The sequence below is a fragment of the Nostoc sp. genome (assembly GCF_054880495.1).
In genome coordinates, this window is record NZ_JBTYKD010000054.1 from 78765 (window position 1) to 97433 (window position 18669).

The 18669-nt window shown below is 42.4% G+C and carries 14 protein-coding genes and 2 pseudogenes; 4 read left to right on the top strand and 12 right to left on the bottom strand.

The genetic code is table 11. The features are described 5' to 3' along the window. Positions 1-902: 902 nt before the first annotated feature. Positions 903-2588, bottom strand: a pseudogene (locus ACYTXL_RS06340) (DUF6930 domain-containing protein). 330 nt (positions 2589-2918) lie between these two features. On the opposite strand from ACYTXL_RS06340, the gene ACYTXL_RS06345 reads away from it, so the two are divergent. The 3 genes from ACYTXL_RS06345 (at position 2919) to ACYTXL_RS06355 (ending at position 4150) form a co-directional block, all read left to right on the top strand. Then, positions 2919-3275 (top strand): iron-sulfur cluster assembly accessory protein, encoded by a 357-nt coding sequence (locus ACYTXL_RS06345; RefSeq protein WP_292802497.1) that lies wholly within the window; start codon positions 2919-2921, stop codon positions 3273-3275. A gap of 79 nt (positions 3276-3354) precedes the next feature. Further along, positions 3355-3777, top strand: coding sequence for a tetratricopeptide repeat protein (locus ACYTXL_RS06350; protein ID WP_334791304.1), 423 nt, complete (start codon positions 3355-3357; stop codon positions 3775-3777). 127 nt (positions 3778-3904) lie between these two features. Continuing rightward, on the top strand, positions 3905-4150 hold the full coding sequence (locus tag ACYTXL_RS06355; RefSeq protein WP_461923965.1) for a hypothetical protein: 246 nt from the start codon (positions 3905-3907) through the stop codon (positions 4148-4150). 101 nt (positions 4151-4251) lie between these two features. Here ACYTXL_RS06355 and thyD read toward each other — a convergent pair whose 3' ends face one another. Then, on the bottom strand, positions 4252-5175 hold the full coding sequence (gene thyD / locus ACYTXL_RS06360) for a thylakoid membrane protein ThyD (RefSeq protein ID WP_461923966.1): 924 nt from the start codon (positions 5173-5175) through the stop codon (positions 4252-4254). Between the two features lie 203 nt (positions 5176-5378). Between thyD and ACYTXL_RS06365 the strand changes: the two genes are divergently transcribed. After that, the gene (locus ACYTXL_RS06365; RefSeq protein WP_292802484.1) at positions 5379-5726 is read left to right on the top strand and encodes a hypothetical protein; all 348 of its coding nucleotides are present in this window, start codon (positions 5379-5381) and stop codon (positions 5724-5726) included. Positions 5727-6371: 645 nt separating this feature from the next. Here ACYTXL_RS06365 and ACYTXL_RS06370 read toward each other — a convergent pair. The 10 genes and pseudogenes from ACYTXL_RS06370 to sufC form a co-directional block, all read right to left on the bottom strand. Then, positions 6372-6812, bottom strand: coding sequence for an FHA domain-containing protein (locus tag ACYTXL_RS06370; RefSeq protein ID WP_461924010.1), 441 nt, complete (start codon positions 6810-6812; stop codon positions 6372-6374). Between the two features lie 286 nt (positions 6813-7098). Further along, positions 7099-9780, bottom strand: a complete 2682-nt coding sequence (locus tag ACYTXL_RS06375) for a heavy metal translocating P-type ATPase (protein WP_461923967.1) — start codon at positions 9778-9780, stop codon at positions 7099-7101. A 450-nt stretch (positions 9781-10230) separates the two neighbouring features. Further along, a complete protein-coding gene (locus ACYTXL_RS06380; protein ID WP_461923968.1) occupies positions 10231-10506 on the bottom strand; it encodes a TM2 domain-containing protein in 276 nt (91 codons plus the stop codon). A 648-nt stretch (positions 10507-11154) separates the two neighbouring features. Next, entirely contained in the window at positions 11155-12726 is a 1572-nt protein-coding gene (locus tag ACYTXL_RS06385; protein WP_461923969.1) for a CPBP family glutamic-type intramembrane protease, read from the bottom strand. Between the two features lie 564 nt (positions 12727-13290). After that, positions 13291-13467, bottom strand: a pseudogene (locus ACYTXL_RS06390) (Uma2 family endonuclease); the annotation flags it as partial. Between the two features lie 48 nt (positions 13468-13515). After that, the gene (locus ACYTXL_RS06395) at positions 13516-14148 is read right to left on the bottom strand and encodes a Uma2 family endonuclease (protein WP_461923970.1); all 633 of its coding nucleotides are present in this window, start codon (positions 14146-14148) and stop codon (positions 13516-13518) included. A 179-nt stretch (positions 14149-14327) separates the two neighbouring features. Beyond that, positions 14328-14927: a hypothetical protein gene (locus ACYTXL_RS06400; protein ID WP_461923971.1), complete on the bottom strand. Its 600-nt coding sequence runs from the start codon at positions 14925-14927 to the stop codon at positions 14328-14330. Between the two features lie 103 nt (positions 14928-15030). Continuing rightward, entirely contained in the window at positions 15031-16293 is a 1263-nt protein-coding gene (locus ACYTXL_RS06405) for a SufS family cysteine desulfurase (RefSeq protein WP_461923972.1), read from the bottom strand. A gap of 145 nt (positions 16294-16438) precedes the next feature. Then, positions 16439-17812, bottom strand: a complete 1374-nt coding sequence (sufD, locus tag ACYTXL_RS06410; RefSeq protein ID WP_461923973.1) for a Fe-S cluster assembly protein SufD — start codon at positions 17810-17812, stop codon at positions 16439-16441. Then, positions 17812-18603: a Fe-S cluster assembly ATPase SufC gene (gene sufC / locus ACYTXL_RS06415; RefSeq protein WP_461923974.1), complete on the bottom strand. Its 792-nt coding sequence runs from the start codon at positions 18601-18603 to the stop codon at positions 17812-17814. Before sufC ends, sufD begins: the two co-directional genes overlap by 1 nt. Positions 18604-18669 lie beyond the last annotated feature (66 nt).

An 18669-nucleotide genomic window follows, 5' to 3' on the forward strand; every position in this document is an offset into this window, starting at 1 on the left:
CGCCTTTGTTCGTATTCATCTATTTTGAGACTATATCAATCATTATTAGCCATTTATGGTGCTAAAAATCGGACAGCAAACCTGATGGTCAGATTTAAACTCAGAGATAAATTACTGGCAATAAACTTCTGAGTTACAACTATTTATTATTTGTTAAATATACCCATAAAAATAATTGTAGGTTTCAATCTTTTTCGGTAGTCTGTTCATTATAGCCATTATTTACGGACTTTAAATAATCTTCATTTAGACACTAAATAAGCTCATTTTGGTTCTTTATAAAAAAATTACAGAGAAAAAGATATCATCTAAGCTTTTGCTTAATGATATCGATACATAACAAGATGCTGAACTCAAAAACTTGTTAAAAAAAAGATTCCAATATCTAATTGGTCAGCTAGGTTTGATTAAACCGAACCTTGCAGATAAATTTTTAGCGAATTGTAGTTATTTATACTGACAAATATCCAAATGAAATGACTGGAAAAATATGAGAATACAGGTACTTCATGAAATTGAGGTAAAGTTAACTTCTAATCAGTCGTCGCCTATTTAGTAAGCTGTTGCGTTTGAGGAACGTAGCAAGATCCCGCCGGCTAACCCAAGATTATCAACCATTTGTTGGGTTTCGCTATTGCTCTACCCAACAAAGCTATTTTTCTTAACCCAAGCGTATTGATACATGAATATGCATTACAAAGTGCCACGCCCTGAGAGGTACGCAGATGAAGAGTGCTGAGTTGAAAGACCGCCTAGAAGGGGGTGGGGCATGTACAAATGCAAAAATAAAATCCTGAGTACTTTTTACTTCACTCAGCACGGGCTAAACCCTCGCTATCCGCTAACAGTAATGAATCCAGTCAATATGCGAATCAAATACGCGATCGCCAGAATTCGTGTAACTATTCCAATTTAAGTTGGGGCATCAGTTGGAGAGTGCCAATACCTAAATCTTTAGGTGAAAGCGATGCCTACGGTGGTCACTGAGCCAAGTCGAATTGCGGGCTTTGCCTACGCCCTTCAAACAAAGCCATCATATCTCGTAACTGAGGATTGCCACGGGAGGCTCCCGTTAGTCCTTTGGCAATGATTAAGCCACAGTAGCCCTTAGTATTTTTACAGCGCTGATTCCATTTTTTTCGGGCTTCTACATGAATCGGATCTTCATCTAAAAATTCACCGAATAGGAACAATTCACCATTTTGAGTTTGTAATAAACCCAGGTCGTAGCGATCGCCATCCAAGGGGTCGGCACCTGGATTAAAGCAAATTGCTTTGAGTCCGCCTGCTGCTTCAATTCTTTCAATTACAATCTTAGCCTTAGGCCGGGAAGTTTGAATTAAAATCACCGGCAAACCGTCACCCACTTGCTTGATTTCACCAGCCTGATGGTTACTGGCCCCCTTCGGCAGGTATTCTAACATTTCCCAGGACACCACACCTAAGGTGAGGAAGGAATCTTCTGGTATCAAGTCATCTTGCAATGCTTGGAAAGACGGTGAATCAGCGTTCTCAATCTCCTGATCACCGACATCAAAGCCTGCCATTTCCTCTAATTCTGCTGCTAACTGTGGCATGGTAGAGACTGTCACAGCCAAAGATTTAGTTGATTCTTCCGACTGCGGCAGAGAAATGCGATAGCGACGGCTGAGGGTAGGGAGGATATCTTCATGAAGCTGGCGACGGTGATCGCGAATAAAGCGGCTCAAGCTTTCGATCGCAACGAACATTACCAGTGCTTCTTCATCATACAAAACAGACCGCAATCCTTCTAAGGGGTGGATATTCCCGAAGGTGGGGTCAATTTCTGATAATGGCAGATCCGCCAAATCATCTGCTTCATCCTCATCTTCATCGGTTTGATCAGCACTCTCGAAAGTGAGAAACAGGCAATCTTGCTTGAGGAACGCTTCTTCTAAATGCTCCGTTGATTCTTCATCTATTAAAACTGCGGCGCGAAACTGTTTTAAAGACTCTTCTGACCGATAAAACAAAATCCCATACTCCATTCCCAGCATTCCCATGACTGAGGCGTAAAGTGTGCCAACATCCCACTGATTAATCTCAATTGACAAAATTTGCTGTTCTTCCAAAAATTCCCAAGGTGCTGCTTGCCAAATTGCAAATGCTTTCTCTCGCAAGATTTGGGCATACTCTGGGGGTAAGTCGGGGGTTTCACTATCGAGGAGGTCGGCAAATGCCCGAAAGAGTTCATCAATCAAAGGTAGTTCTGGTGCGTAGTCAATGGCGATATCCAAATCTTGCAGCACTCCCCGCAGGTAAAATTGGATCTCGCGGTCTTTGACTACAATTCTTTGGGGTCTGGCAGGTCTTGCCGGACTCTGGGGATGCTCCATTGCTTGCATTAAGGTGCGAACTATTGCTTCTGGTCCGATATCTGAAGCTACGACGTCCATTCCTCGGACAACACCTTGAGAGTAATCTACCCAAAGAATGCATTCTCCCTTTGCCTCTGAGTCTGAGTGCTGGTTTGGTGATGACAACGGACGGCGATCGCCCTCCCATACAGAAGGAATTTGAGTTAATTTCTTTAACCGACGACTGGTAGAGCGATTAAAACTTGTCATAGAGTAAGTTAATCAAAAGAAGCAATTTGGAAGTAGACTTTGAGGGATAGCTAGCCTCGGATTAAGTTTTGATAGCTGCACCTGAAGGGTAGTTGCTTCTCAGGCTGCCGCAAGGCTTGAACTTCAAAAAATACCGAATGTATAAACACACTAAGTCTCTCAATTCTAGAATAAAAATCTTTGGCTGCTTTTGACGGAGTGTTTAGAATTATGGCATCTAGCGATATCTAAGCCGCTAGAATAAATATAAAAACACTCAACGACAACCCAGAGGCATTAATAAGCCGATATAAAGTAACACTTAGACTAATTAAGGAGTTGAAAAAGCAGATGACACAAGCAATTCAGGCTCAAGAACGCGGAATTCTGTTGAGCGAAGCCGCATTGCACCAAGTAAAATCTCTGCGGGACAGGCAAGGGACAGACTTCTGCTTACGGGTAGGAGTGCGTCAGGGTGGCTGTTCTGGGATGTCTTACATGATGGACTTTGAAGACAGTAGCAAGATTACCCCGCAGGATGAAGTTTTTGACTATGATGGCTTCAAAATTGTCAGCGATCGCAAGAGTCTATTATATCTCTACGGTTTAATGCTCGATTATAGCGATGCCATGATTGGCGGTGGCTTTCAATTTACTAACCCCAATGCCAACCAAACTTGCGGTTGCGGCAAGTCATTTGGGGTGTAATATAGTCTTTTGTCATTTGTCCCTTGTCATTGGACGAAAGACAAATGACTAATGACCAATGACTAATGACTAATGACCAATGACTAATACAGTTGACTCCCTATTTGATACAGGTTTAGAACGCTATAAAGCCGGAGAAGCAGTAGATTCTTTAATACCTGTGTTTAAAGAAGTGTGCGATCGCTCTCCGAAAACTAGTGCTGCTTGGGTTTGTTTAGCGTGGTTATATCTACTCGATAACAAACCCAACTTGGCTTACAAAGCTGCACAGAAAGCAGTCAAATTAAACCCACAAGATCCCCAGGCGAGAGTCAATCTCGCCTTAGCAATGCTGGAAACAGGGCAAAAAGGTTTGCGGGAACACATTGACATAGCACAACAGTTAATTTATGTGAATGAAGAATGGAGTGATGAAATAAAAAATAGTATTGAAGACGGTTTAAGTAGAAAACCAGATTGGCAGAGTTTGACAAAAGTTAAAAATTGGCTGTTTGAAGAATGAGGAGTGAGGAGTGAGGAGTTAGAAGTTAAATTCAAGCCTGCAATCCTGACTTCTCACTTACCCATCACTTAGTTAATAGTCCTAAGTTACTATTCCTAAAATTTTGTGCGATTAGATCAAACGATAGATGAAAGATAAATTGTTGAATTGGCTAAACATGGTTTTAGTCGCAGATGTTTTTTTAGTTTTCTTTGGCTTTGGCTGGTTAGCTGTTGCTGCGATCGGAGATGCTGCGGGAGTAAACCTGGGTTTGGATTTATGGCATAAACTGTGGCAACCCTTGTTTAACCCAGCAATTGGCATTCTCATGGGCGGTGCCATTCTCAGCGGTATTATCAGTTGGGTTTCCAGAAAATTTCTCTCTAGTCAATAGTCAAAGAATTAGGCATGGGGCATGGGGCATTGGGGATTGGGCATTGCTTATATCTCCCTAATCCCCCTCATCTCCCTCATCTCCCCACTCCCCACTCCCTTTTAACTTGTAAGAATTTGTGTTAACGCTGATTTTAAATTAGGATATTTGTACTCAAAGCCTGTTTCCACGGTGCGTTTCGGGATGACTTGCTGACCTTCTAAAACTACTATAGCCCCGTCTCCTAAAAGAGCTTCGATCGCAAAACTAGGAACGGGCAACCAAGAAGGGCGATTCATGACTCCTCCCAAAGTTTGGCTTAAATCTGCCATTCGGACTGGGTTAGGGGCAGTGGCATTATATACACCTTCTATTTCCGGTTTAGTTAAAGCTTGCAGAATCAAGTTAACTAAATCATCTACGTGAATCCATGAGAACCACTGTCGGCCACTGCCAATCGGTCCACCAGCGAAGAGTTTGAAAGCCGGAATCATTTTACCTAAAGCACCACCATTACCTAGAACAATCCCAAAACGGAGAATTACCAATCGTACACCAGCATCTTTTACCTTTTTCGCTTCTGCTTCCCAGGCTTGGCAGACTTGAGCGAGAAAATCATTACCAGATAGACTTGCTTCATCAAAGCTAGCCGTTTCACTGGTGCCATAGTAGCCAATAGCCGAAGCGTTAATTAATACAGTTGGCTTGGGGTTAGCGTTGGCTATTGCTTCAACTATTTTTTGTGTACCTAGCTTTCGGCTATTGAGGATTTCTTGTTTGCGTTCTGGTGTCCAGCGTCCTTCACCAATTGGTTCTCCTGCCAAATTAGCTATGCTATCACAACTAGCAATGACACCTTGCCAAGAACCAGATGTATTTGGTGTATAGGCAACAATTTCTAGATTAGAGAAAGCCTCAGATGGAAAAACCTTTTGAGCAAAGGCGGTGTTCCGAGTTAATACTACTATTTTATGACCTTCACCGTGGAGTCGTTGTACTAAAATACTACCGACAAATCCTGTTGCTCCAGTAATTGCGACTTTCATTTCCTACCTCAGCCAAAGCTTTATTGTAAAGTTTTTGATCAAACTTTCAGCTTACGGCAATTTCCTTATGGATAGAACAGATGTGACTGTATATTTTGGTAATGCTTGATCTCAAAAGTCAAAACTTTGCTTTTTTAATGACTTTACATTTATATACTTCGGTATTATAGGATGGACGGAGTGTTGCAAGGCGTGGGGCTATTATGGCTCGCTATACCTGTTCATTTATTGTTTCTGTTCCTAGTGACCATCTCCAGCCGTTACTTGTAGAACTTCTACAGGACTCTCAGTTGGATATTCAATACCATACGGGCGAGTACATTATCGCTCGTGAGGTTCCTGGCAATGTTCCTTTTCCTAAGTTGGTAACAATAGAAGTACTGATTGATAAATCAAAATCTACTGAAACAGAAACCCGGATGAGTATTGTGATTAAAAATGAAGAACTACCACTTAAACTAGATAATTACTGCCGACAAATGTTTGAATTCATCAAGCAGGCTATTGAAAGTAGCCGTCATTGGCATTTGATTGAAAGTCTTGCAGGATAATAGCTTTAATGAGTGATTTAATTGACACTCCCACAGTTTCATCTGGTGGAATTCTTTGGCTGTTGTCGTAAATTAAAGGGTTTAAGAACCCTAGCTTTACACGTAGTATCAGTTTCTAGTCGGGGTTTAAATCAAGAGAAATTGCCACAAGGCTATTTAAGAGCACCAGGCACTTCTCTGTCTTGAAAAGGTGTTCATGAGGGAAACCCTCAGACGCTGATTGCGATCGTTGCGCTATCCGCTAAGGAACTTTCAAGTAAAAAAATACTCAACTACTTATTGTGGGGTAGGCATCTTGCCTGCCCATAGCTAAAGGCGGGCAAGATGCCCACCCCACAAGATTGGATAATTTATTTGTTGGAAATCTCTAAAGCGTCGCCCCAACTCTTGAAGACGCTTTAGCGCATGGGAGATGACCAAACTTTTCGCTCCGTCTGAGAGGATGTTTGATAAGTAGTTAACTGTGATTTTAGGCACTTGTTGATCCCCCCTAACCCCCCTTAAAAAGGGGGAGAACCGGAATTAAAGTCGCCCAATTTATCGAGGGATTTAGCGGGAGCTAAAACGTTTTGCTACCAATAAGAGGACTTTTCAAACATCCTCTAAAAAGGTTTTGAATTTTGAATTGTTAATGCTAGTTATAATTCAGTCTCCTATATCCTCTAAATCCTCGGTCATACCGGGGTTTATTAGTGTAATGTCGTATTCGCTCGAATCCGTTTGTCCCAAACGCTGAGTATCTCTTAAAAGGTAATAAATGGCACGTACTTGAGGACCAAAAACAATCTCATCTTCATTTCTGAGATCGTGGGCTGGTATCTTACGTCCATTAATCATCAAACCGTTAGAACTAGGCTTACCTTTAGCATCGCCATCTACAATCCGGTAATAGTAGCTATGACTATTATGCCCTCGTGGCAATCTCACTAATGTGGCATGGCGGCGTGAGACAAACTGCGACATCAAACGGATATCACAATCGCGGTCTCTACCGATAGAGTAGACGGGGTGATCCAGAGAAAATTCTTTGCGACCTTGATCGTCTTCAATAATCAGTAGATGGTTTTCATTGGGTTCTGCTGCCATTGACAAATCGGTGCAACTGTGATAAATCAAGATTTGTTTAGTATTGTATCCTGCGATTCTGGCGCACCATAAGTCTGTGGTGCTGATCTAAATAAGCTTTAAAGTTGCATAATACCTTGAAAGAGTAGAACATGGCCGTTCTACTCCAGTAGCTATGATAGCTTTAGTAGGTGTTTCAAGAGGTTTTGTCGGCTCCGTGCGTAAAAACTGACGGGGCGACTCAGTTCAACTTTATATGGGAATAACCAAGATTTGTGCTGGGAAATTTTACATACAAAAGAGCATTTTACGGGTGATGAGCTAATCGCCGTAATAATATTGAGTTTGTGACGACGCTAACAGAGCTAAAAGCCATTAATGCAGCAGCACCAGATGGGTTAAGGACAAAACCTAGACTAGGGAACAAAACACCAGCTGCTAAAGGAATGCCAATTGTATTATATGCAAAAGCCCAGAATAAATTTTGGCGGATTTTGTTGAAGGTGGCGCGACTAAGCTGAATAGATTCGACGACATCGTTTAAGCGATCGCGCATTAAGATAATTTCAGCCGTTTCCATCGCCACATCTGTGCCGGAGTGTAAAGCAATTCCGACATCTGCTTGGGATAAAGCTGGAGCATCGTTGATTCCATCTCCTACCATTGCAACTACTGAGTGGGGAGTGGGCTTGCCGTGAGCGTAGCCGAATGGGAGTGGGGAGTGGGGAGTGGGGAGTGAGGAGTTAGGAGTTAGGAGTGGGGAGTTAGGAGTTTTCTTTGTCGCCTTGCCTCCTTGTCCTCCTTGTCCTCCTTGTCGCCTTGTGCCTTCTAACTGGAGGGCTTGTATTGCCGCCGCTTTTTTCGCTGGGGGGACACCTGCGATTACATCAGCGCTATCTAATCCTAGTTGTTTGGCGATCGCGCTAGCTGCTTCTGGGCGATCGCCACTGAGCAACATTACCCGTAAGCCCATCTGACGCAATTTGTTTACAGTGGATTGGGCATCTGGTCTGAGGGTATCAGAAACAGCAATCAGTCCGGCTAAAGTTCCCCCAATTGCTACGCAAACGACTGTTTTACCATCTGTTGCTAAATCTTGTGCTATTTGTTGTGCAATTTCACTAATGGCAATACCGTGCCAATTCAACCAGTCCCAGTTACCTAACAATACAACTGTCCCCTCTACCACAGCAGACACCCCTAGTCCTGGTTCGGTGTGAAAGTCCACAGCCTCTGGAATAGATAACTCCTGCCGTTGTGCTTCTTGCTGAATCGCTCTTGCTAGGGGGTGGTGAGTACCGCTTTCTACGGCTGCTGCTAGTTGTATTAGGGATTGGGCATTGGGCACTTGTACTGAGCGAAGTCGTTGGCGCAGCCTCTCGTAGAGAAGTATTGGGCATTGGGCATTGTTATTCTTCTCCTGCTCTTCTGCCTCTTCCCCAGCTCCCAGTCCCCAGTCCCCAGTCGCCAATCCCTCAATTAACAGACAGTCTGTAACTATGGGATTACCTGTGGTCAGAGTACCTGTTTTATCAAAAACTACAGTGTCTAGTTGGTGTACTTTTTCTAAAACGTCGCCGCCTTTGATTAACAGACCCCGTTCTGCACCCATCGCAGTGCCGACAAGAATCGCTGTTGGTGTGGCAAGTCCTAAAGCACAGGGACAGGCGACTACCATAACTGCGATCGCTAGTTTTAAGCTGATTAATAGGGGGGAGTGGGGAGTGGGTAGAGACGCGATTAATCGCGTCTCTACGGAGTGGTCAGCGTGGCTGATCATTTCCATACCACCAGACATGGTGATATCAGTCCAGATATGAGTGCCGAAAAAGTACCAAAAGACAAATGTTAATATAGATGCTGTCAGCACCCCATAGGTAAAGTAACCAGCGACTGTATCTGCTAATTTTTGTACTGGAGCTTTTCGAGTTTGGGCGGCTTCTACTAAAGCGACGATTTGAGCTAGAGTTGTATCACTTCCAATACGGGTTGCCTGAATAGCGATCGCTCCTGACTGGTTTAGCGTCCCCCCTGTAACCATATCTCCTGGTTGCTTGATTACTGGCACGGCTTCCCCAGTCAGCATTGACTCATCGACCGTTGTCTGACCAACTACCACTTCACCATCGACAGGGATTTTATCACCTGGCAGCACTTGTAACCATTCACCGACACGCACCTGTTCAGCAGGAATCTCTACACTAGAAGATCCCACTCCTCCTTTCTCTGGGTTGGCAATCAATCGCGCTAAGAGTGGCTGGAGTGCTAGCAGTTTCCTAAATGCAGCGGCAGCGCGTCCTCTAGCTTGTTGCTCTAATGTCCTTCCTAAGAGAATAAAGCCCAGCATCATTACTGGTTCGTCAAAGAAGCACTCCCAACCCATTTGGGGAAAAAGCAGCGCTACTAAACTAGCAATGTAAGCTGTCAGCGTTCCCAATCCCACTAGGGTGTTCATATTGGGCGCATTTCGCCGCCAGCCTAGCCAGCCATCTACTAAAATGGGACGACCGGGAATTAATAGCGCCACTGTCGCCAATCCACAGTGAAACCAGATGTTATTTAGTACTGGCAGCACTGAGCTACCAAGATTACCAAAATGTCCACTTCCTGACAATACCAGCAACATCGCAGCGATCGCTAACTGCCTCAGTGAAGAACGCATCTCGCGGCGTTGTCGTTCTGCTGGGTCTGGTAAGGTTGATATCTCGCCTGCGACTGTGCCACTAGCTTTTCTCTGTTGAGTCGGGAATCCAACGGCTGTTAATCGCTGTGCTAGTGCATCTGCATCTACTGCACCAGTTTCTGACTCTACAACTGCTACCTCTGTGGCCAGGTTCACACAGGCACTCTTGACTCCTGGATGTTGGGTTAGCTGTCGCTCTACTGCGCTCACACACCCAGCGCACTTCATGCCCCCAACATCTAGAATAATTTTCTCTAAGATTGGGTCAAGTTCTGGGGCTAGCTTAGTTTTTGGGAGAAGTTGCATGGCAAGTGTTTAGATTCGCTACAGAAATTCAACGCCTGACTAAAAGCGTCTCTAATTTGAGCGTAAGCGAAATATCGGACTACGACTCAATGTCAACCATATTAAAATTATTAATTTATCGTACTTCGTTGAGTGTCAACGTCGGCTCCAGCGTAGGTAAGTTACATAAATAATAGCTACCACCTGCATTGGCATGATGACAATGAAGCTTTTTAAGAAGTAGTTGATTTCTAAATGAGACATAACACTGAAATACCCTATGCCCAGCAAGAAGAACATCACCCAGTTAAGCTGTTTAGATTTAATAATAAGCATATCAATAGAAATAAATATAATAATCTGTCAAGTTTAAATTTATGGGTAAGCAAGTTCGTAGTAAGCACTTTAGTGCTTAGAAAATAAGCACTAAAGTACTTACTACAAACCCTTGATTACTAGCTTGGCAAAGTTTTAGAACCAGCCCTGCTTATTCACAAAGTAGGTATTTACGAATTCTTCAGGAGACTTATTCAAATAGATCATGCCTTCAATTAAACCTACAAGTTGCATAATTAACAAGGCAATGCCATAGGTGAAAGAACCTGCAACTACAGAAATCACCAACATGATAAAGCCTTCCGAAGAGTATCCTAGAATAAACTTATGAACCCCAAATGCTCCAAGGATAATGCCACAGTAACCAGCTAGAAGTTGTTTGGTAGGGTGACTAGGGTTAAAATTTGCCATCTGAGTGCTGCTCCTTAATAATTGAGTATAAAAGTAAAGTATTTATGGGACTGAAATTAAGTAAATATATTTACTTAATTAAGAGAGTTTTAATTTTTTCAGGATGAGTCAGCCCGAAGACAAATAAGCAAAATCAGCGTGCTTCTCTTCCAGATGGGACGCTAAGATGTCTTGCGGCATAGCCGGAAACTTTGATTTGGCATTCCTTAATGAACTTTGGTGGATTTGATGATTGCAAACCCTGGTGTGGCAGTTTTGCAGATTTTTAGGTAAAACATTTTTCCTGAGAAGAATGAACCTCAATAATCAGCAAAAGCTGCTACATACACCACTTTTTACAAGTCCATCAGTATTATTTCCGGATTTTTTTGCGTAAGCTTCCATCGGGTGTGAAACGCCATCGTACCAATTACGAGACCAGTTGTGTGGCTAGTGGGAACGTAGAAGCGCAAGAGAAATCTTCTAATATCTCGAAAATGCCTAAAATCAAGATAGTTTTAACAGCATTCTTTGATTTGCTTTTGCCATTATCTTAATTTGGTTTTCAGCGAGTATTTATGCTTACAAGCAATTATCACTAGTAAATTGTTTCTACTTATGGAGATAAAATCAGATATTTTTGTTTTGGGCAACAGTAGTTTGTTAGTTTTAATTGCTACCTAATGTGAACAAACTTAATAATGTACCACTATTCCAAAGGCTGTGGAGAAGCATAGGAGCGAGGAGGTTACGCGATCGCGTGTAAACTACTCCTAAGACAATCCCTAATGCAGTCAGTGGGAGAATTTCCGACAAGCTGAGGTGAGCGATCGCAAACAACAAACTACTGACAAGAATCGATCCCCACACGGGTAAGTAGCGAGTTAGAGAGGGTAATAAAAAGCCGCGAAACAGAATTTCTTCAAAAAATGGCGCGGCGAGCGCTGCTGTGGAGAAAAATATCCCAAGTGCTACACCATCTTGGCTTTCTAGGGCTAGTTGCAACAGAGGGTTACTACCACCCTGTCCTTGCCATAGCTGTTGATTAATCAAAGATACCACCACAACTATTGGTAAAGCCGTACAATAGCCTCCCAGTCCCCACAAAAACCATTTATCTCGAAAACGCAAGCGAAACCAAAATTCTGGTAGGGGAAAAAAGCGCTTGAGAGAAAAATACAGCACTAGCAGCGCACCCGATGCTACCAGTAAGTAACTAACCAAGACAGAAAACGCTTGAAGTCTCACATCAGTAACGGGACGCTGTATGGGTAGCAGCAATATCAGCAAAGGCACAAAAATTTGCCCCATGAAGAAAAAGCCGACGACAAAAACCTGCAAAACCGTTTCACCATCCCAAGGCGTTGACCAAGGGACATCAGCATTTTGAGCTAGTAATGAGGCTTTTCCTTTCAACAAGCGTTGAGCAAATAACAAAATCAGCAGTATTAGACCAATTAAAGCTGCCAAGGTGGGAATAGTACCAATAAGCGCTAATTTGATCACCGCTTGAGTAGCAGCTTCTTGTTGTGTAGCCTTAACTGCTGATAAAGCGTCTTGTCGTTGCTGGAGTTGGTATAGCTGAACCAAAGCAGTAGAGCGAAACCAACCTTCTAAATTCTTTTGAATCGGTTCTTGGGCATTTGGGAGGAGACGGGGAGGATTACTCCACAGTCCACTCAATACAGCAGCAGTTTGCCCAAATTCTGGATTAATCTCTGAGCGTTGTTGTAATTTACTCCAAGTCTTAAGGGCTGTATCCTTCTGTCCTTGCTGTGCTTGTAAAATTCCCAGGCGCAAGTCTAATTCAGCGAGTAATTTTTCTAATTGCTTGAGGGACTGCTGTAAGGGTTGCTGTCCTCGTCTAGAGGTTTTAATAGTGGGAGCAACGTCCGGTAGAGGTTTTGGAGGTGTGATTGTTTCAGGTTGAGAGCGTAATTGTGCAAGTTTGTTGTTAACTTTGTCTAAATTAGCTTGAACTGATTGACGCGCCTCCTGATACTGCTTTGTGGCGCTTTCCAGGGGTTGCTCACCAAGTATAGCTTCCCGAATCGCTTGGAGATTGTCATCGTTCCTATCTTCTGATTGCCAAGCTTGGGCTTGTAGAGCAATATTGGTTTGATACAGTTCTAGGCGACTTTGAAACTGAGGTTCTTGCCAACTACCGAATAAAGCCGAAACTGCCAACAGAACTGCTATAGGCGTCAGTATAAAAATTAAAATCAACCGCTTGAGTGTCATCTATCCCTCTTTTACTAACCAGTGGGGAGCGCGTCCCCCTTGCGAATTATCGCAAGAAAAAGTCACGTCGCTTCACTCCGAATTCAAAATTCAAAATTCAAAATTCAAAATTAATAATCTCATAAATAAATTTCGGGGCTTGTCAGAGGTGGATAGATATCATCAATATTATAAGTTTGCTATGAATGTGTATAGGCATAGCCCGTCGTAGATATCGCACCCACCATGTTAAATTACAACCCATTGCACTGCTTACCCGGAGCCGAGTATCTGCCCGATTCTGACGATGAACCTGTGGATAATCAACTACAACATTTGATTCCGGGCTTGCTATAAGCCATCTTAGCTTGGCTGTGGACAAGCCGGATGGATTGGTTTTTTGGTGTTGATATGGGGATATATGGTTCTTCAGTACTTACTATGCTAAATTATTAGCTGCAAAGGTTCAAAAGTATAAAAAATTGCATAAAATCTTTAGTTAAACCTTTGACCTGATTGACTTAAAATGCAGATTCATTATTAACTGTAAGTACTAGAAAAAGCATACTATGTACTGAAGAACCAATTACTTTTGGGGTTTTCATGTTCAAAAAGTGGGGTCATAATTTCTAAAACACCGCAGTCATAAGCAAACCGAGAACCTCTATTCTCACCTGTATCTTTCAGCAAGGCTTCAAAGGTTTCCCAGCTAATGTTATGTAACACTGTTCTTTGTTCACCAACCGTTGAATTGACAAGCATATATTAAAAAAAATAAGCCAGTAATTATATCTATCAATAAGGTACACTTTACCCTATCTTTCCACGCACCCAAGCGCTGAAGGATTGCACCAAATCAATTTCATCCATAGTTTTACTTTGCTGGATAAATCTATTCATATCACTAACAGAAATCAAAGGAAAAGCTATACTCACCTCAATCTCAACATACTGGCTTTCTACTAATTGGTAAAATTTTAAAACTTCACCGTTATATCTCCATAATTCTCCTACACTTAAAGCCGCATAAATATTAAATTTATTAACAGAACTGCTAGTAATATCAATTTCAACTGCTAAATCCGGTGCTGGGTCTATTCTTAAATCTAATTGTTGTTTACCTCTAATTAGTGGCTCATTTTGAATATAATAGCAACTATCGGGTTCTATTCCTCTTGTTATTGGTTGACGCTTTAATGTTGTAGAACCAGCACTTCTAATTTTAATTTTTAATTCCACTGCTAAAGCGAATATAAATCGGTCAAACTGAATTTTAGGATTTTCGTGTTCAAAAAGTGGGGTCATAATTTCTAAAACACCGCAGTCATAAGCAAACCGAGAACCTCTATCTTCACCTGTATCTCTCAGCAAGGCTTCAAAGGTTTCCCAGCTAACGTTGTGTAAGACTGTTCTTTGTTCCGCAAGGGTTGACTTGACAAGCATATTAAAATAATTCGTAATTTGTAATACTTCGACTCCTTTCGACTTCGCTACCTCGGCTCCGCTCGGCACAAGTCAAGGCAAGTCGCTCAGTACAAGTTCGTAATTCGTAATTAAGTTTTGTAATTGCGATTTACACTTCACCACAAAACTTACCAAACCTCCAGAAGTAGTTAAAATACTTATTCTGTCAGGATGTTAGATAAAATCCCGATAATTTTACCTATATCATTAATATAATACTCGCTTAAGTCAATTTCAATCACTTGCCCAATAAGTTTCAAAAACTTCCAGTTAGTTCCCGTGGTGACAGTACCATAAATTGTCTGAATGTTATTGCCCTCACGTTCATGAAACAATTTAGCTGCTAAGATCTCTGCTACACACTGACCTAATCCGGCATTGATATTTTCTTTTTTAGCTCCTACAATTGTGACAACTGGTGCATTAAGAATTAGTAACTCTGATGAACGGCTAATAATAAAATCGCAATTTCCATTTAAACCTTGCGTTGAATCAACAGTAAAATCGATACCAGAAAATAAACTTATTTGATTATTTAAATATTTCCTTAGAGCAATTAAAATAGGCGCAATAATCATCTCTGAACGAGATTTTTCCGTATTACTAGCAAGAGCTAAAGGCACATTTTCCCGCAATACTTCTGCAAGTAATGGTGGACAATCTACTTCATGCACAGATGCAAATATATCAGTTTTATTAGAAATAGTTAAGCCAAAGGTTTTTCTAACTCTGTCTAAAGTAAAGTCACTGTATGACACTTTAGTTGCTCCTGTAAAGAATCCAGATAATTAAATTGTGCCAATTATTAGCAAAATATGTTGCTGATATTTGGCACAATCAATGTCTGAATATTTTGTAACTTTAAGCAAGGAAACCTGCAAAAAAGTCTAGAGTTTCCTTCAGTGCTTTGATGAAAATATCAATTTCCTCGCGGGTGTTGTAGAAAGATAGACTTGCTCGTGCTGTTGCAGCAAGACCTAAATAACGGTGTAATGGTTGAGTGCAGTGGTGTCCAGAACGGATAGCAACGCCCTCTTGATCTAATAATGTAGATAAGTCGTTAGCGTGGACTTCCCCGGCTGTGAATGACGCAAGAGCGGCTCTACCTTCCCCTTTAGCATTTGGTTTGGGGCCATAAATTCTAATTTGGGGAATTTGCTCTAATTGTTGGAACAAATAAGCCGTTAATTCTGCTTCGTAGGCGTGGATTTTATCCATGCCGATACTGCTAAGATAATCGATCGCAGCACCAAGTGCGATCGCTTCCCCAATTGCAGGTGTACCGGCTTCAAATTTATGCGGTAATTCTGCATAAGTACAATGGTCTAAATATACCTCTGCAATCATCTCACCACCACCAAAAAATGGCGGCATTGATTCTAACAATTCCAACTTGCCATAAAGAAATCCTATCCCAGTTGGGGCTACCATTTTATGACCAGATGCTACCAACCAATCACAATCTATCTGCTGTACATCTATCGGGAAGTGTGGGACACTTTGACAACCATCGACTAAGAATTTAGCACCGTATTTGTGAGCGAGCGCACCAATTTCTGCCACTGGATTAATACAACCCAAAGCATTAGAAATATGCACCACTGAGACTAATTTAGTTTTGTCAGAAATCAGCTTTTTAAACTGTTCTAAATCAAAAGTTTCTTCCGGTGTTAGTTCCACAAATTTCAGTACTGCACCTGTTTTTTGCGCCACGAATTGCCAAGGTACAATATTACTGTGGTGTTCCATCACCGACAGAATAATCTCATCACCAGGATGCAAATTGTTCATACCCCAACTGTAGGCTACTAGGTTAATTGCCTCAGTTGCGTTCCGGGTGTAGACGATTTCTTGACGCGATGCAGCATTGATGAATTTGGCAACTTTATCTCTAGCACCTTCATAAGCATCGGTAGCTTTAGCACTGAGGATATGGGCACCGCGATGCACGTTAGCATTATATTGCTCGTAATAATCGCGTAGGGTATTTAATACGAGCAAAGGCTTTTGTGATGTCGCAGCATTATCGAGATAAACCAGGGGTTTATCGTTGACTTCCTGATGTAAAATTGGGAAGTCAGCGCGAACTTGATCAGCAAGGCTTTTGGTAGAGGTGAAAGTCATTGGTAGATTAGTTACTTGTACTGAGCGTTCGCCTAGCGTCTCCTAGAGAAGCCGAAGTATTAGTCATTACTTAATTGTACTGAGCGACTTGCCTTGACTTGTGCCGAGCGGAGCCGAGGTAGCGAAGTCGAAAGCAGCCGAAGTATTAGTCATTAGTCAAGGACTTAAGATTATTGACTGTGTTTAAAAGGATTTCTCGCAGAGAGGAAACTGGTATTTGGTTGATTACTTCAGCAGCGAAGGCGTTAATTAACAACTTCCGAGCATCGTTTTCATCAATTCCCCGACTTTGCAGATAGAATATTTCATCATCTTCCAATTGGCTAACGGTAGCACCGTGAGCGCATTTTACGTTATCGGCAGTAATTTCTAATTGGGGTTTAGTATCAACCCTAGCTTTAGATGATAACAGCAAATTCCGATTCAACTGGACTGCATCTGTTAACTGCGCCGCTTTGGGAACCAAAACTTTCCCATTGAACACTGCATGAGCGCGATCGCCTACAATACACTTGTGCAATTGCTTACTCATACTGTGAGGATAGTTAAGTGCGATCGCGCTGTGAGTATCAGCCAACTGCTTACCAGAAATTATCGTCAAACCATTGAGATTAGTTTCTGTCTGCTCACCAGTTTGCAAAATTTCTAAATTGTGCCGCGACAACTTTGCACCTAAAGTTATGGCATGACAAGTATATCGACTATCACGAGATTGTGCGATCGCAGTCTTCCCAACATGAAAAGCCTCTGCACCTTCCCGCTCAATCCTAGTGTGACTCACTTGGGCATTATCACTCACCCAAACTTCCGTAACCGCATTAGTAAGATAAACTCCCCCCTCTTGTGGGGTAGGCATCTTGCCTGCCACATACTCCTCAACCAACATCACCTGCGAACCACTTTCCGCCACCACCAAACAACGCGGCTGTGAAATCGTCGCCGTCTCCCCAGCAATCGAAATAAACACCAGATGAATTGATGTCTCAACTACTACATTCTTCTTCACCCACACCACAGCTGCATCAGTTATCCCAGCCGTGTTGAGAGCCGTAAAAACTTCCTGCGCTCCCTCAGCTTGAGCTAAATATTGCTGTATACCCTCAAGCTCAACCACAGATAAGCCAGCCAAATTACTCACCACAATTCCAGGTGGTAAATCTGCAACTGCTGATAGCTCCGGTGCAAAAACGCCATTAACAAATACCAAACGACTATTAACCGCTTCTGGCAAAATTTCAAATTGTAAAGACGCAAAATTTCCCGTTTCTAAATTAAATTGCACCTTTCGCAGAGACGACAAATCAGTAAACCGCCATTCTTCCTCGCGGGTGGTGGGGATAGTCGAGTGGCGTACCCAACTAGCGGCACCTTCACGTAAATCCTGCAACCACCCTTCTGTTTTTGGTGGGATTACCAGATTCAATAATTCAGTTAGATAGGCATCTTTCTCCAACAGAGTAGATGTCAAACTGACTACATTTGAGTTAGGAATTGTGCTGGGAGAAACTTGAATACTCATTACACACCCACCTCAGCAGCTGCAAACTCTTCTAGAACCCAGTCATAACCGCGAGACTCTAATTCTAGTGCCAGTTCCTTACCACCACTCGTAATAATCTGTCCTTGTGCCATCACATGCACAAAATCAGGCACAATATAATCGAGTAACCGTTGGTAGTGAGTAATCAAAATTGTGGCATTTTCAGGACTTGCCAGTTGATTTACCCCATTCGCCACAATTCGGAGCGCGTCAATATCCAAACCGGAGTCTGTTTCATCCAAAATTCCCAACTTTGGTTCCAGCAGTGCCATTTGCAGAATTTCATTCCGCTTTTTCTCACCACCAGAAAACCCTTCATTCAAACTTCGACTGAGAAAACTGGGATTCATCTTCACCACATCCAGCTTTTCCTCAATCAAATCGTCAAAATCAAAAGCGTCTATTTCCTCTAAACCTTGTGCCTTACGACGAGAATTGTACGCCACCCGCAAGAAATCTAAATTGCTCACACCCGGAATTTCTAACGGATACTGAAACGCCAAAAACACACCACTTCTGGCGCGTTCTTCTGGTTCCAATTCCAGTAAATTTTGCCCTTGAAAAATCACCTCACCGCCAGTCACCTGATATGCTGGATGCCCAGCCAACACCTTAGAAAAGGTACTCTTACCAGAACCATTTGGCCCCATAATCGCATGAATTTCACCCGATCGCACCTCAAGATTTACACCCTTAAGAATCGGTGTCCCATCAACATTAGCCGTCAGATTCCTTACCGACAGCACAACTTCACTATTTTCAATAATCATCTTCTCTCCCTTCTCTCTTAGTTCGTAGTAAGTGCTTTAGCGCTTTCCTCCAGCCCTAAAGCACTT